This is a genomic window from Bacteroides sp. FSHCM14E1, from assembly GCF_019633785.1.
Classification (GTDB): Bacteria; Bacteroidota; Bacteroidia; order Bacteroidales; family Bacteroidaceae; genus Bacteroides; species Bacteroides hominis.
This window is the reverse complement of record NZ_JADKYL010000007.1, coordinates 119123-134758: the sequence shown is the minus strand read 5'-3', so window position 1 is coordinate 134758 and position 15636 is coordinate 119123. Positions and strand designations below refer to the sequence as shown.

Genomic DNA, 15636 nt, shown 5'->3' with positions numbered 1-15636 from the left:
CATTTTTGAAATAGCATTAACAATGTTAACAAAAGAAGATACCACATTATAAACCATCCCACCATCCGCAAGTTTATCGGTCCGCCTCTCTTTCCGCCCTTACCTATTAAATTTCCAATCAAAAAGATGCTCCTTCCGCTTTCTTTTACTAAATTTGCATTTAAATTTGCCCGAATCATGAAGAATAAACCAACATATAGCTTGCTAAACACTATCAATTACCCCGAAGACCTGCGCCAACTCAGTGTAGATCAGCTGCCGGAGGTATGCGATGAATTGAGGCAAGACATCATCAAGGAACTATCGTGCAACCCGGGACACTTCGCGGCCAGCCTCGGTGTAGTGGAACTGACCGTAGCACTGCATTATGTGTACAATACTCCTTACGACCGTATTGTATGGGATGTAGGTCATCAGGCTTATGGACATAAAATACTGACCGGACGACGGGAAGCCTTCTCTACCAACCGTAAACTGGGCGGAATCCGCCCTTTTCCCTCACCCGAAGAAAGCGAATATGATACATTCACTTGCGGACATGCCTCCAACTCCATCTCGGCAGCGCTCGGCATGGCAGTGGCAGCTGAACGAAAGGGAGAACGGGACCGCCATGTAGTAGCGGTAATCGGCGATGGATCCATGAGCGGCGGACTGGCTTTCGAAGGTCTGAACAATGCTTCGTCTACCGCAAACAATCTGCTGATTATACTCAACGATAACGATATGGCCATCGACCGCAGTGTAGGTGGCATGAAACAATACTTATTTAACCTCACTACCTCGAACCGCTACAATCAGTTGCGTTTCAAGACATCACGGTTGTTGTTTAAAATGGGTCTGCTCAACGAAGAGCGCCGGAAAGCCCTGATACGGCTGGGCAACAGCCTGAAGTCACTGGCAGCCCAGCAACAGAACATTTTCGAGGGAATGAATATCCGTTACTTCGGCCCTATCGACGGGCACGACGTAAAGAACATAGCCCGCATCCTGCATGACATCAAAGATATGCAGGGACCCAAAATCCTGCATCTACACACCATCAAAGGAAAAGGATTCGGTCCGGCAGAGAAACAGGCCACCATATGGCATGCTCCGGGTAAATTTGACCCTGTAACGGGAAAACGGATTGTAGCCAATACAGACGGAATGCCACCGCTTTTCCAGGATGTGTTCGGTCATACACTGGCGGAACTTGCAGAAAAGAATAAACTGATTATGGGGGTTACTCCCGCCATGCCAAGCGGTTGCTCAATGAACATACTGATGGACCGCATGCCGGACCGCGCTTTCGACGTAGGCATCGCCGAAGGACATGCCGTAACTTTCTCAGGAGGTATGGCCAAAGACGGCCTGTTACCTTTCTGCAACATCTATTCATCGTTCATGCAACGGGCATACGATAATATCATTCACGACGTAGCGATACAAAAACTGAACGTAGTGTTCTGCCTCGACCGCGCCGGACTGGTAGGTGAAGACGGACCGACACACCACGGTGTGTTCGATATGGCCTATCTGCGCCCTATACCCAACCTGACCATCTCGTCACCAATGGACGAGCACGAGTTACGCCGCCTGATGTATACCGCCCAATTGCCCGACAAAGGACCTTTCGCCATCCGCTACCCTCGTGGACGGGGTTCACTCGTAGATTGGGAATGCCCGCTGGAAGAGATTCCCGTAGGAAAAGGACGCAAACTGAAGGACGGAGATGATCTGGCGGTAATCACGATTGGTCCTATCGGCAAGTTGGCTGCCCGTGCCATCGAACGTGCCGAAGCCGAAACAGGTATTTCTGTGGCACATTATGACCTGCGTTTCCTTAAGCCGCTCGATGAAGAGTTACTGCACGAAGTAGGTAAAAAGTTCCGCCACGTCATAACAGTGGAAGACGGCATTATAAAAGGCGGTATGGGATGTGCCGTACTGGAGTTCATGGCCGACAACGGATATTATCCCGAAATCAGGCGTATCGGTGTACCGGACAAGTTTATTGAACACGGATCGGTACAGCAACTCTATCACTTGTGCGGGATGGATGAAGAAGGCATTTACAAGGCAATTACTAAAAACGAATTACGGATGGACGCTCCTGTGGAAAGTTGCATGACTGCCCATTCTTAATCTCCGAGAATACGCAATAGAACCGCAATTTGCAATCAAAATGAAGATAATTATTGCTGGTGCCGGAGCTGTAGGCACACACTTGGCTAAATTACTCTCACGCGAGAAACAGGATATTATCCTGATGGATGACGACGAAGAAAAACTAAGCACACTCAGTTCGAACTTTGACCTGATGACTGTCACGGCCTCTCCTTCATCCATCTCCGGCCTGAAAGAGGTAGGCATCAAAGAGGCAGATCTCTTTATAGCCGTCACCCCCGACGAGAGCCGGAACATGACAGCATGTATGCTTGCCACCAATCTGGGAGCCGAAAAGACAGTAGCCCGCATCGACAACTACGAGTACTTGTTGCCGAAGAACAAAGAGTTTTTCCAGAAATTGGGCGTCGACTCACTGATTTACCCGGAGATGCTGGCTGCCAAGGAGATCGTATCGTCCATGCGCATGAGTTGGGTACGCCAATGGTGGGAATTCTGCGGAGGCTCACTGATCCTGATCGGTACAAAGATGCGTGAAAAAGCGGAGATACTGGACGTTACACTGGCCGAGCTGGGTGCACCGGACATCCCCTACCACGTGGTAGCCATCAAACGAGGTACTGAAACCATCATTCCCCGGGGAGACGATACCATCAAGTTACACGATATCGTTTACTTCACCACAACCCGGAAATACATCCCTTACATCCGGAAAATAGCCGGAAAGGAAGAATATGCCGATGTACGCAACGTCATGATCATGGGTGGCAGCCGCATTGCCGTCCGTACGGCGCAGTATGTACCGGATTACATGCAAGTGAAAATCGTAGATAATGATATTAACCGTTGCAATCGCCTGACGGAATTACTGGATGACAAGACAATGATCATCAACGGAGACGGACGGGACATGGACTTGCTCATCGAAGAAGGGCTAAAGAATACGGAAGCTTTCGTAGCCTTGACCGGCAACTCGGAAACAAACATCCTGGCCTGCCTTGCCGCCAAACGCATGGGAGTGAGCAAAACTGTGGCCGAAGTCGAAAATATCGACTACATCGGTATGGCCGAAAGTCTGGATATCGGTACGGTAATCAACAAGAAAATGATTGCTGCCAGCCACATCTACCAGATGATGTTGGATGCGGACGTGTCGAACGTGAAATGCCTGACCTTTGCCAATGCGGACGTAGCGGAATTCACTGTACCCGAAAACGCAAAAATCACCAAAAACAAAGTGAAAGACCTGGGACTGCCCAAGGGGACTACCATCGGCGGCCTGATCCGCAATGGTGAAGGTGTACTGGTTACGGGCGACACCCTTATCCAGGCAGGCGACCACGTCGTCGTATTCTGCCTGAGCATGATGATCAAGAAGATAGAAAAGTACTTTAATTGATGGTATGATAAACTCCAAAATGATATACCGCATTACAGGTTTTCTCTTGCTGATAGAGACCGCCCTGTTACTCTGCTGTGCGGGCGTTTCGCTGATTTACGGTGAAGACGACCTGAACAGTTTCCTATTGTCGGCAGGATTGACCACTCTGGTCGGTATCCTCCTGCTTGCCGTCGGAAAAGGAGCTGAAAAACAACTCAACCGACGCGACGGATATGTCATTGTCAGTGTGGCATGGGTCGTATTCTCCCTCTTCGGAATGCTCCCGTTCTACCTTAGCCATTACATACCAAGCATTACCAACGCCTTCTTTGAGACAATGTCAGGATTCAGCAGTACCGGAGCCACCATTCTTGACGACATAGAGGCACTGCCCCACGGACTCCTTTTCTGGCGAAGCATGACACAATGGATAGGCGGACTGGGTATTGTCTTTTTTACCATTGCCGTACTGCCCATTTTCGGAGTGAGCGGCGTACAGCTTTTCGCAGCCGAATCGAGCGGACCGACTTACGATAAAGTGCACCCCCGTATCGGCGTGACGGCCAAATGGATATGGACGATTTATGCCGGACTGACAGCCATCGAAGTAATTCTGTTGTTATTCGGCGGCATGGGATTGTTTGACAGTATCTGCCATTCGTTCGCCACCACAGGTACAGGAGGCTATTCCACTAAACAAGACAGCATAGCTTACTACAACTCACCTTATATAGAATATGTAATAGGCATTTTTATGTTCCTGTCCGGAATCAACTTTACGCTGCTTCTATTATTATTTACCGGCAAGCTGAAGAAGGTATCCCAGAATGCCGAGCTGAAATGGTACGTCATGTCAGTGATTATCTTTACCGGATTCATCGCAGCGGTACTTTACCGTACTACTTCAATGGGCGCAGAAGAATCATTCCGTAAAGCTTTCTTCCAGGTAGCTTCGCTTCATACTTCCACCGGATTTGTAACGGCCGACTATATGCAATGGGTACCTGTACTCTGGGGAACCCTGACTGTCATTATGTTGATAGGTGCCTGTGCCGGAAGTACCACAGGTGGTATGAAATGCATCCGGATGGTGATTCTCACCAAGGTATCACGGAATGAGTTTAAACACATCGTACACCCGAATGCAGTGCTCCCGGTCCGGGTGAACAAACAGGTCATCTCCCCTTCCATACTCTCGACGGTACTGGCCTTCTCGTTTCTATATGCCGTTATCATCATCATCAGTGTACTATTGATGATGGCAATGGGAGTAGGCTTTACCGAATCCATCGGTACGGTGATTTCAAGTATCGGCAATATGGGTCCCGGACTGGGTAGCTGCGGCCCCGCTTATTCATGGAACGGACTTCCCGAACTGGCAAAATGGTTGTTGTCATTCCTCATGTTGCTGGGACGTCTCGAGCTGTTTACCGTACTGCTTTTATTCAGTTCAGATTTTTGGAAAAGGAATTAGAAACAAGAGGATAACCTCATTTGTTGTATAATATAGAACAATATATGATTTATTAAAAAACCTTTTTTGTCACATGGAGTTTGCAAAAGAGATGAAATTAAATTCTATATTTGCAACCGTTTAAGGAATAGAAATGAAACAAAGCTTAAAATATTATATACTGATAGCGCTTGCCGTGCTGCTTCATTCGGTAACGATGAAGGCGGCAAATACCTCTTATATAATAGAAGATCCGGATCAGGACGAATGTTTTATTTCACAAGCCGCTCCTGCAAACCGGAACATTCTGGAGCGATTCCATTTTTATTGTACCATCATGCCCTGCGAAATGGGTCATGCAGATATTTCTCATGTACCAACGGATAAAAGCTTTATCCGTCCCGAAACGGTCTTCCATAAATACAGAATGAGAAATAATCCCTTATCAGATCATTCAATCTATTCACATACATACAATCCGTCGGATCCACTGACCTACTATGTCTACGGATTAAGGAAAATCATTATTTAGGAAAGCTACAAGCTACGAACAGCGATGCCATTTGTGAACAGATTCACTTGTGTCCTGTAGCTATCAACCCTTTCTCAATCAGTTGTCACTCAGAGGTGTGACGATTTATTGCATCTTTCAGATTATTCAATCTAAACATACTATTGGATTATGAATTTTACATTGTTAGTTGTCGTTCTGCTGACCGCAATTGCCTTTGTCGGTGTGGTGATAGCCCTTTCAAACGCTATCTCACCACGATCGTATAATGCACAAAAGTTCGAAGCGTATGAATGTGGTATCCCTACACGCGGTAAATCATGGATGCAGTTCCGCGTAGGTTACTACCTGTTTGCTATCCTGTTTCTGATGTTCGACGTCGAAACGGTATTCCTGTTTCCCTGGGCAGTGATTGCCCGCGATCTGGGACCCCAAGGATTAATTAGTATTCTCTTCTTTTTAGTTGTGTTGGTTCTGGGCCTTGCCTATGCCTGGAAGAAAGGAGCACTGGAATGGAAATAATGAAAAAGCCCAAAATAAAGTCTATCCCCTATGAAGACTTCATCGATAACGAATCGTTGGAAAAGATGGTCAAAGAACTCAATGAAGGCGGAGCCAACGTCTTCGTGGGAGTGCTTGACGATCTTATCAACTGGGGACGCAGTAACTCGCTGTGGCCGCTTACTTTCGCAACCAGCTGTTGCGGTATCGAATTCATGGCACTGGGTGCCGCACGTTATGACATGGCCCGCTTCGGGTTTGAAGTAGCCCGTGCCAGCCCGCGACAGGCCGACATGATTATGGTATGCGGAACCATCACCAATAAAATGGCCCCGGTACTGAAGCGCCTGTATGATCAGATGGCAGATCCCAAATATGTGATTGCCGTAGGAGGATGTGCAGTGAGCGGCGGTCCGTTCCGCAAGTCCTATCATGTGGTAAACGGAGTAGACAAGATTCTTCCGGTCGATGTATACATTCCCGGATGTCCGCCCCGTCCCGAAGCATTCTATTACGGCATGATGCAACTGCAACGCAAAGTGAAGATAGAAAAATTCTTCGGAGGAGTAAACCGGAAAGAGAAGAAGCCTGAGAAGGAATAAACCCAGATGCATCACAGATTCGCATTAATCATTAAAATATGGAAGAAATAAAATACATAGAACCCGCAGCACTACACGACGAGATGCTGCGTCTGCGTAACGAAAAGCAGATGGACTTTCTCGAAAGCCTGACAGGCATGGACTGGGGAGTGGCAGAGGAAGGCGACGCACCGAACGTAACCCGGGGACTTGGAGTAGTCTACCATCTGGAATCGAGCGTAACCGGCGAACGCATCGCTGTAAAAACATCCACAGATAACCGCGAAACTCCGGAAATCCCTTCCGTCAGTGACATCTGGAAAGCGGCCGACTTCAACGAACGTGAAGTATTCGACTATTATGGCATTGTATTCATCGGACATCCCGACATGAGGCGCCTTTATCTGCGTAACGACTGGGTAGGATATCCGATGCGTAAAGATAATAATCCGGAAAAGGATAACCCGTTGCGTATGGACAATGAAGAGACCTATGACACCACGCAGGAAATAGAACTGAACCCGGACGGAACTTACCAAACCCAGGAGAATGTCATCTTTGATGACCGTGAATATGTAGTCAATATCGGACCACAACACCCGGCCACCCACGGAGTAATGCGTTTCCGCGTATCGCTTGAAGGCGAAACCATCAGGAAACTCGATGCCAACTGCGGCTACATCCACCGGGGAATCGAGAAGATGAACGAAAGCCTCACCTACCCGCAAACCCTTGCACTGACCGACCGGCTCGATTATTTAGGAGCACACCAGAACCGCCATGCCCTTTGCATGTGCATCGAAAAAGCAATGGGAATCGAAGTCAGCGAACGTGTGAAGTACATCCGTACCATTATGGACGAACTTCAGCGTATCGACTCCCACCTGCTGTTCTATTCGTGCCTCGCGATGGACTTGGGAGCACTGACCGCTTTCTTCTACGGTTTCCGTGACCGTGAGATGATTCTGGACATGTTCGAAGAGACCTGTGGCGGACGTCTGATTATGAACTATAATACTATTGGTGGGGTACAAGCGGATCTACACCCGAACTTCATCCCGAGAGTGAAAAAATTCATCCCCTACATGCGTGGCATCATTCACGAATATCACGACGTATTTACCGGCAACGTCATTGCCCGGCAACGCCTGAAAGGTGTAGGCGTACTGAGCCGCGAAGATGCTATTTCCTTCGGATGCACCGGTGGTACAGGCCGTGCCAGCGGATGGGCATGCGATGTGCGCAAACGTATGCCTTATGGTGTATATGACAAAGTAGATTTTAAAGAGATCGTTTACACCGAAGGTGACTCTTTTGCCCGCTACATGGTACGTATGGATGAAATTATGGAAAGTCTGAACATCATCGAACAGTTGATAGACAACATTCCGGAAGGACCGATACAGGAGAAGATGAAACCTATCATCCGGGTGCCGGAGGGAAGTTACTACACTGCTGTCGAAGGCAGCCGAGGTGAATTCGGGGTATTCCTCGAGAGCCACGGAGACAAGACCCCCTACCGCCTGCATTACCGTTCGACGGGACTGCCGTTGGTTTCGGCTGTCGATACCATCTGCCGGGGAGCCAAGATTGCCGACCTGATCGCCATTGGCGGAACGCTGGACTATGTGGTGCCGGATATCGACAGATAAGTAAATAGTAAATCGTCTAATCGTAAATATAGCATATGTTTGACTTTAGTATAATAACAAGCTGGATACACCAGACGCTGACCTCCGTCATGCCGGAGGGGCTGGCTGTATTCATTGAATGTGTCGTAATCGGGGTGTGCATTGTGGCCCTGTACGCCATACTTGCCATTCTCCTTATTTATATGGAGCGTAAGGTGTGCGGTTTCTTCCAGTGCCGTCTGGGACCGAACCGTGTAGGAAAGTGGGGAAGCATCCAGGTGCTCTGTGACGTGCTTAAGATGATGACCAAAGAAATCATCGAGCTGAAACACTCGGATAAATTCCTCTATAACCTGGCTCCGTTCATGGTGATTATCGCTTCGTTTCTCACCTTCTCCTGCCTGCCCATCAGCAAGGGGCTGGAAGTGCTGGACTTCAACGTGGGTGTATTCTTCCTGTTGGCGGCTTCGAGCATCGGTGTGGTAGGTATCTTGCTGGCCGGATGGGGCTCGAACAACAAGTTCTCACTGATCGGTGCCATGCGAAGCGGTGCACAGATCATCAGTTACGAACTGTCCGTGGGACTCAGTATCCTGACGATGGTGGTACTGATGGGTACCATGCAGTTCTCTGAAATCGTAGAGAGCCAGGCCAACGGATGGTTTATATTCAAGGGACACATCCCGGCGGTGATCGCCTTCATTATCTACCTGATAGCCGGAAACGCAGAATGTAACCGCGGCCCGTTCGACCTTCCCGAAGCGGAAAGTGAGTTGACAGCGGGCTACCATACCGAATATTCGGGTATGCACTTCGGATTCTTCTACCTGGCCGAATACCTGAATATGTTTATCGTAGCCGCCGTAGCTTCCACCATCTTCCTCGGAGGCTGGATGCCGTTGCATATCGTCGGTCTGGACGGATTCAATGCCGTAATGGATTACATCCCGGGCTTCATCTGGTTCTTTGGCAAGGCATTCTTCGTGGTATTCCTGCTGATGTGGATCAAGTGGACTTTTCCACGTCTGCGCATTGATCAGATATTGAATCTGGAATGGAAATATCTGGTGCCCATTTCGATGGTCAATCTGGTAATCATGGTATTAATCGTAGTCTTCGGACTGCACTTCTAACCCGGAGGACTGAAAAATGAAGAATGAAGAATATACATATTTAGGTGGCCTGATGCAAGGCATCGGCTCCCTGCTGACGGGTATGAAAACCACCATCAAGGTGTATTTCCGGAAGAAAGTAACCGAACAATACCCGGAAAACCGTGCAGAACTCAAGATGTTCGACCGTTTCCGCGGTACATTGACCATGCCTCACAACGAAAACAATGAGCATCGCTGCGTAGCCTGCGGACTGTGCCAGATGGCATGTCCGAATGATACCATCAAAGTGACCAGTGAGACCATTGAAACGGAAGAGGGTAAAAAGAAGAAAATACTGGCAAAGTATGAGTACGACCTCGGCTCGTGTATCTTCTGCCAGCTATGTGTCAATGCCTGCCCGCACGACGCAATCACCTTCGACCAGATATTTGAGCATGCCGTATTCGACCGGAGCAAGCTCATCCTGCAGCTCAATCACGAAGGCAGTAAAGTAATCGAAAAGAAAAAAGAATAAAAGAATATGGGACTTACACTTGAAACAGTAGTATTCTACTTTCTGGCAGTGTTCATCATTGCCATGTCCATACTGACGGTGACTACACAACGCATCGTACGTTCGGCCACCTATCTGCTGTTTGTGCTTTTCGGCACAGCAGGCATCTACTTTCTGTTGGGGTATACTTTCCTCGGATCGGTACAGATCATGGTCTATGCCGGAGGTATTGTGGTGCTCTACGTATTCTCCATCCTGCTGACGAGTGGAGAAGGCGACCGGGCGGCTCACCTGAAACGGAGTAAATTCCTGGCGGGACTCGCCACGACCATAGTAGGCGCGGCACTGGTGCTCTTTATCACACTGACCCACAAATTCGTACCGACAAGCGATCCGGAACCGGTAGAAATCAGTATCAAGACCATCGGGCATGCACTGCTAAGCAGCGGCAAATATGGATATGTATTGCCTTTCGAAGCAGTCAGCATACTGTTGCTGGCTTGTATCGTAGGCGGATTATTAATTGCACGTAAAAGATAGAAAGATATGATGATACACATGGAATATTATCTGGTGGTTTCTACCATCATGATGTTTGCAGGAATATACGGGTTCTTCACCCGGCGCAACACACTTGCAATCCTGATCTCTGTGGAACTGATGCTGAATGCGACCGATATCAACTTTGCCGTATTCAACCGTTTCCTTTTCCCCGGAGAGCTGGAAGGATATTTCTTTGCCCTGTTCTCCATCGCCATCTCGGCTGCGGAAACGGCTATCGCCATTGCCATCATGATTAATATTTACCGCAATATACGCAGTATACAGGTAAAGAATCTCGATGAATTAAAATGGTAGGCAGAGCATACCTCCTGCAGTATAAACATAGTATAATATACAACAACAGATAGATTATGGAATATACAATTCTGATCCTTCTTCTCCCTTTCCTCTCCTTCCTGACAACAGGGATAGGAGGCAAGTGGATGAGCCACCGGACAGCGGGCACCATTGGCACGCTGGTATTGGCAGCGGTGACCGTACTTTCGTACATCACGGCCATACAATACTTTTCGGCTCCCCGCCTGGCGGACGGAACGTTCGCCACGCTCATTCCTTATAACTTCGAATGGCTTCCGTTTACGGAGACACTGACATTCAATCTGGGCATCCTGCTCGACCCTATTTCGGTAATGATGCTGATCGTGATCTCCACTGTCAGCCTGATGGTACATATCTACTCCTTCGGTTATATGAAAGGTGAACGAGGATTCCAGCGATACTACGCATTCCTGTCCTTGTTCACCATGTCGATGCTCGGACTGGTAGTGGCAACCAATATCTTCCAGATGTATTTGTTCTGGGAACTGGTAGGTGTATCTTCTTACCTGCTGATAGGCTTCTACTATACCCGCCCGGCAGCCATTGCCGCCAGCAAAAAGGCGTTCATCGTAACCCGCTTCGCCGACCTGGGATTCCTGATCGGTATCCTGCTATACGGATATTACGGAGGTACATTCGGCTTCACTCCCGACACAGTTTCGATGTTGAGCGGTGGCGCCAGCATGTTACCTCTGGCCCTCGGACTGATGTTTGTCGGCGGTGCCGGCAAGAGTGCCATGTTCCCGCTGCACATCTGGTTACCGGATGCCATGGAAGGTCCGACTCCTGTCAGTGCATTGATTCATGCCGCTACCATGGTGGTAGCCGGTGTCTATCTGGTGGCACGCATGTTCCCGCTCTTCATCGAATATGCACCGGACGTACTGCACCTGATCGGATGGGTGGGCGCTTTCACTGCGTTTTATGCAGCCAGCGTGGCTTGCGTACAGAGTGATATCAAGCGTGTACTTGCTTTTTCCACCATCTCACAAATCGGCTTTATGATTGTGGCATTAGGTGTCTGCACCTCTTCCGACCCGCATCACGGAGGACTGGGCTATATGGCCGGCATGTTCCATCTTTTCACACATGCCATGTTCAAGGCATTGCTCTTCCTGGGTGCCGGCAGCATCATTCATGCCGTACATTCCAACGAGATGTCCGCCATGGGCGGACTCCGTAAGTACATGCCGATTACGCATATCACCTTCCTGATAGCCTGTCTTGCCATCGCGGGTATTCCTCCGTTCTCAGGTTTCTTCTCTAAAGATGAAATTCTGGCAGCTTGCTTCCAGTACAGCCCTGTGATGGGTTGGGTGATGACAATCATCGCGGCTATGACTGCCTTCTATATGTTCCGTCTCTACTACGGCATTTTCTGGGCCGGTGTAACGCCCGGGCAAAAGTCGGCAAGCAATGGAGTAAGTGACGCACACACTCCACACGAGTCTCCCCTCACCATGACTGTTCCGTTAATCTTCCTGGCTGCCGTTACTTGTGTGGCCGGTTTCATTCCTTTCGGACATTTCATCAGTGCCAACGGTGAATCGTATACCATTCATCTGGAAACTTCAGTGGCCGTCACCAGCGTAGTGATTGCCGTGGGCTCCATCGTTCTGGCCACTTGCATGTACCTGCGTCCGCAACAGCCATTGGCAGATAAACTTGCCAAACGGTTCGCCGGACTGCACCGGGCAGCCTACCACCGTTTCTATATCGACGAAGTATATCAGTTCATCACGCACCGCATCATCTTCCGTTGCATCTCTACGCCGATCGCTTGGTTCGACCGCCATGTAGTAGACGGATTCTTCAACTTCATAGCTTGGGGAACCCACGCCACAAGCGACGAGATACGGGGACTGCAAAGCGGACGTGTACAGCAATACGCTTACGTATTCTTGCTTGGAGCATTGATACTGATCTTAATATTAATCTTATAAAGCACAAAAGATATGAACTTTTTATCCTTATTCGTACTCATTCCTCTGCTGATGCTTGGCGGGTTATACCTTGCCAAAGGCATTAAAGCCATCCGTGGAGTGATGGTAGCGGGAAGTACAGCGTTGCTTATCCTGAGTATTGTGCTGACGTTCCTTTATTTAGGCGAGCGCCAGGCAGGAGCCACAGCCGAAATGCTGTTCCGTGCCGACACAGTATGGTATGCTCCCCTCCACATATCCTATTCAGTAGGAGTCGACGGAATATCGGTAGCCATGCTGCTGCTTAGTGCCGTCATTGTTTTCACCGGTACCTTCGCTTCCTGGAAGCTGCAACCGCTGACCAAAGAATACTTCCTGTGGTTCACACTCCTGTCGATGGGAGTATTCGGATTCTTCATCTCCATTGATCTGTTCACCATGTTCATGTTCTACGAAATCGCGTTGATCCCGATGTATCTGCTGATCGGTGTATGGGGCTCGGGACGCAAGGAATACGCAGCCATGAAGCTGACCCTGATGTTGATGGGTGGTTCGGCTTTCTTGCTGATCGGTATTCTGGGCATATTCTTCGGTGCCGGCGGGACGACAATGAACATCCTCGAAATAGCCCGGCTGCACAACATCCCGTTCGCACAACAGTGCATCTGGTTCCCGCTCACCTTCCTGGGATTCGGCGTACTGGGCGCACTCTTTCCTTTCCACACATGGAGCCCCGACGGTCATGCCTCGGCACCGACTGCCGTCTCCATGCTGCATGCCGGCGTACTGATGAAACTGGGAGGTTACGGATGTTTCCGCATCGCCATGTACCTGATGCCGGAAGCTGCCAACGAACTGGGCTGGATCTTCCTGATCCTGACAGGTATATCGGTTGTATACGGTGCCTTCAGCGCTTGTGTGCAAACCGACCTGAAGTATATTAATGCCTACTCGTCAGTGAGCCACTGTGGTCTGGTGCTCTTCGCTATCCTGATGATGAACCAGACAGCCGCCACCGGTGCAGTGCTCCAGATGCTCAGCCACGGGTTAATGACAGCATTGTTCTTCGCCCTCATCGGTATGATATACGGACGTACACATACCCGCGACGTACGCGAGTTGAACGGACTGATGAAAGTGATGCCGTTCCTCAGTGTCTGCTATGTAATTGCCGGACTTGCCAACCTGGGACTTCCGGGACTCAGCGGCTTCGTAGCCGAGATGACCATCTTTGTCGGTTCATTCCAGAACTTCGATGTGTTCCACCGCACACTGACCATTATCGCTTGTTCATCCATTGTCATTACTGCGGTCTATATCCTCCGGCTGGTAGGCAAGATTCTGTATGGGACTTGTACCAACAAGCATCACCTGGCACTGACAGACGCAACCTGGGATGAACGCTTCGCCGTTATCTGTCTCATTATTTGTGTTGCCGGACTGGGTATGGCTCCTTTCTGGGTAAGCCACATGATCGGCGAAAGTGTATTGCCCGTTGTTTCACACTTAATACCATAAAAAGAAGATGGACTATTCACAATTTCTATATATGAAAGAGGAGCTATCGCTGATAGCGGTTATCCTCATCCTGTTTGTGGTCGACCTGTTTACCTGCCCGGACCATAAAGGCACGGCTCCCAAACTACCTACCAGGTCGCTTACCTTGCCGGCTGTCATCCTGCTGACCATCCACACCGTAATCAACCTCTTCCCCGGAGCTCCGGCGGAGGCTTTCGGCGGAATGTATCAGTATGCACCGATGCAAACCATCATCAAAGCAGTGCTCAACGTAGGTACTCTCATCGTGATACTGATGGCCCACGAATGGCTGAAGCGTGAAGACACCAGCATCAAGCAGGGAGAGTTTTATGTCCTGACACTCTCCACCCTGTTAGGTATGTATTTCATGATCTCTGCCGGACACTTCCTGATGTTCTTCATCGGGCTGGAAATGGCGAGTATCCCTATGGCCGCACTGGTGGCATTCGACAAATACCGCCACCACTCCGCAGAAGCAGGTGCCAAGTATATCCTGACAGCTCTGTTCTCAAGTGCCTTGCTGCTGTTCGGTCTTTCGATGATTTACGGAACGTCAGGCACTCTCTACTTCGATGACCTGCCCGAACACATTACAGGTAACATGCTTCAGGTCATGGCTTTCGTATTCTTCTTTGCCGGCATGGGATTCAAGATCTCCCTGGTTCCCTTCCATCTCTGGACCGCCGACGTATACGAAGGTGCACCCACGGCCGTGACCTCCTATTTAAGTGTGATCTCCAAAGGATCGGCAGCTTTCGTGCTGATGACCATCCTGACGAAAGTATTTGCACCGATGACGGCACAATGGCAGGAAGTACTGTTCTGGGTAACTATTGCCTCAATCACCATTGCCAATCTCTTTGCCATCCGCCAGCAGAACCTAAAACGTTTCATGGCATTCTCAGCCATCTCTCAGGCCGGATACATCATGCTGGGTGTCATAGGTGGCAGTGCGATGGGAATGACCGCCCTGGTTTATTATGTACTGGTTTACCTGGCAGCAAACTTAGGTGTGTTCGCGGTTATCTCGATTGTGGAGCAACGTAGCAACAAGGTAGAAATAAACGACTATAACGGACTGTACCGGACAAACCCCAAACTGGCTTTCATCATGACACTTGCCCTGTTCTCACTGGCCGGTATCCCTCCGTTTGCGGGTTTCTTCTCCAAGTTCTTCATCTTCATGGCCGCATTCAACAGTGGGTTCCATTTACTGGTATTCATTGCCCTGATCAACACAGTAGTTTCACTCTACTACTACCTGCTGATCGTGAAAGCCATGTATATCAATCCCAACGAAGAACCCATCCCCGCTTTCCGCAGTGACGGTTATACCAAGTTAAGTCTCGCACTTTGTACATTGGGCATCATAGCCTTAGGTATCGCAAGCTGCATCTATCAGGGAATCGATAAGTTTGCTTAACCATATTTCACCACAGAGGACGCAGAGGACACAGAGAAGGAGATAAAGATACGTTATCCATTAGGATAATAATATCTTCGGTTTCCCTCTGCGTCCTC

Annotated in this window: 14 protein-coding genes; all 14 read left to right on the top strand. The window is 49.2% G+C overall.

The genetic code is table 11. The features are described 5' to 3' along the window. Positions 1-177 precede the first annotated feature (177 nt). The 14 genes from dxs (at position 178) to ISX59_RS12615 (ending at position 15538) form a co-directional block, all read left to right on the top strand. Positions 178-2124: a 1-deoxy-D-xylulose-5-phosphate synthase gene (gene dxs / locus ISX59_RS12680; RefSeq protein WP_044300167.1), complete on the top strand. Its 1947-nt coding sequence runs from the start codon at positions 178-180 to the stop codon at positions 2122-2124. Positions 2125-2164: 40 nt separating this feature from the next. Further along, positions 2165-3505 carry a Trk system potassium transporter TrkA gene (trkA, locus tag ISX59_RS12675; protein ID WP_005775589.1) on the top strand — a complete coding sequence of 447 codons (1341 nt, stop codon included), beginning with the start codon at positions 2165-2167 and terminating at the stop codon, positions 3503-3505. A 4-nt stretch (positions 3506-3509) separates the two neighbouring features. Continuing rightward, positions 3510-4961, top strand: coding sequence for a TrkH family potassium uptake protein (locus ISX59_RS12670; RefSeq protein ID WP_005775588.1), 1452 nt, complete (start codon positions 3510-3512; stop codon positions 4959-4961). Positions 4962-5094: 133 nt separating this feature from the next. After that, a complete protein-coding gene (locus ISX59_RS12665) occupies positions 5095-5472 on the top strand; it encodes a hypothetical protein (protein ID WP_005775587.1) in 378 nt (125 codons plus the stop codon). Positions 5473-5622: 150 nt separating this feature from the next. Then, the gene (locus ISX59_RS12660; RefSeq protein WP_005775585.1) at positions 5623-5973 is read left to right on the top strand and encodes an NADH-quinone oxidoreductase subunit A; all 351 of its coding nucleotides are present in this window, start codon (positions 5623-5625) and stop codon (positions 5971-5973) included. Next, positions 5964-6554: an NADH-quinone oxidoreductase subunit B gene (locus ISX59_RS12655; RefSeq protein WP_032531159.1), complete on the top strand. Its 591-nt coding sequence runs from the start codon at positions 5964-5966 to the stop codon at positions 6552-6554. Before ISX59_RS12660 ends, ISX59_RS12655 begins: the two co-directional genes overlap by 10 nt. 38 nt (positions 6555-6592) lie before the next feature. Next, complete coding sequence (locus ISX59_RS12650; protein ID WP_032540834.1) at positions 6593-8185, top strand: NADH-quinone oxidoreductase subunit D; 1593 nt, start codon at positions 6593-6595, stop codon at positions 8183-8185. Between the two features lie 35 nt (positions 8186-8220). Next, positions 8221-9297, top strand: coding sequence for an NADH-quinone oxidoreductase subunit NuoH (nuoH, locus tag ISX59_RS12645; RefSeq protein ID WP_122141635.1), 1077 nt, complete (start codon positions 8221-8223; stop codon positions 9295-9297). A 16-nt stretch (positions 9298-9313) separates the two neighbouring features. Continuing rightward, the gene (locus tag ISX59_RS12640) at positions 9314-9793 is read left to right on the top strand and encodes an NADH-quinone oxidoreductase subunit I (protein ID WP_032543499.1); all 480 of its coding nucleotides are present in this window, start codon (positions 9314-9316) and stop codon (positions 9791-9793) included. Between the two features lie 6 nt (positions 9794-9799). After that, a complete protein-coding gene (locus ISX59_RS12635) occupies positions 9800-10312 on the top strand; it encodes an NADH-quinone oxidoreductase subunit J (protein WP_005775580.1) in 513 nt (170 codons plus the stop codon). Positions 10313-10321: 9 nt separating this feature from the next. Then, on the top strand, positions 10322-10630 hold the full coding sequence (gene nuoK, locus ISX59_RS12630; protein WP_005775579.1) for an NADH-quinone oxidoreductase subunit NuoK: 309 nt from the start codon (positions 10322-10324) through the stop codon (positions 10628-10630). A gap of 56 nt (positions 10631-10686) precedes the next feature. Then, on the top strand, positions 10687-12597 hold the full coding sequence (gene nuoL / locus ISX59_RS12625) for an NADH-quinone oxidoreductase subunit L (RefSeq protein WP_005810248.1): 1911 nt from the start codon (positions 10687-10689) through the stop codon (positions 12595-12597). Between the two features lie 12 nt (positions 12598-12609). Further along, the gene (locus ISX59_RS12620; protein ID WP_005810250.1) at positions 12610-14094 is read left to right on the top strand and encodes a NuoM family protein; all 1485 of its coding nucleotides are present in this window, start codon (positions 12610-12612) and stop codon (positions 14092-14094) included. A 7-nt stretch (positions 14095-14101) separates the two neighbouring features. Continuing rightward, positions 14102-15538: an NADH-quinone oxidoreductase subunit N gene (locus tag ISX59_RS12615; RefSeq protein WP_005775576.1), complete on the top strand. Its 1437-nt coding sequence runs from the start codon at positions 14102-14104 to the stop codon at positions 15536-15538. Positions 15539-15636 lie beyond the last annotated feature (98 nt).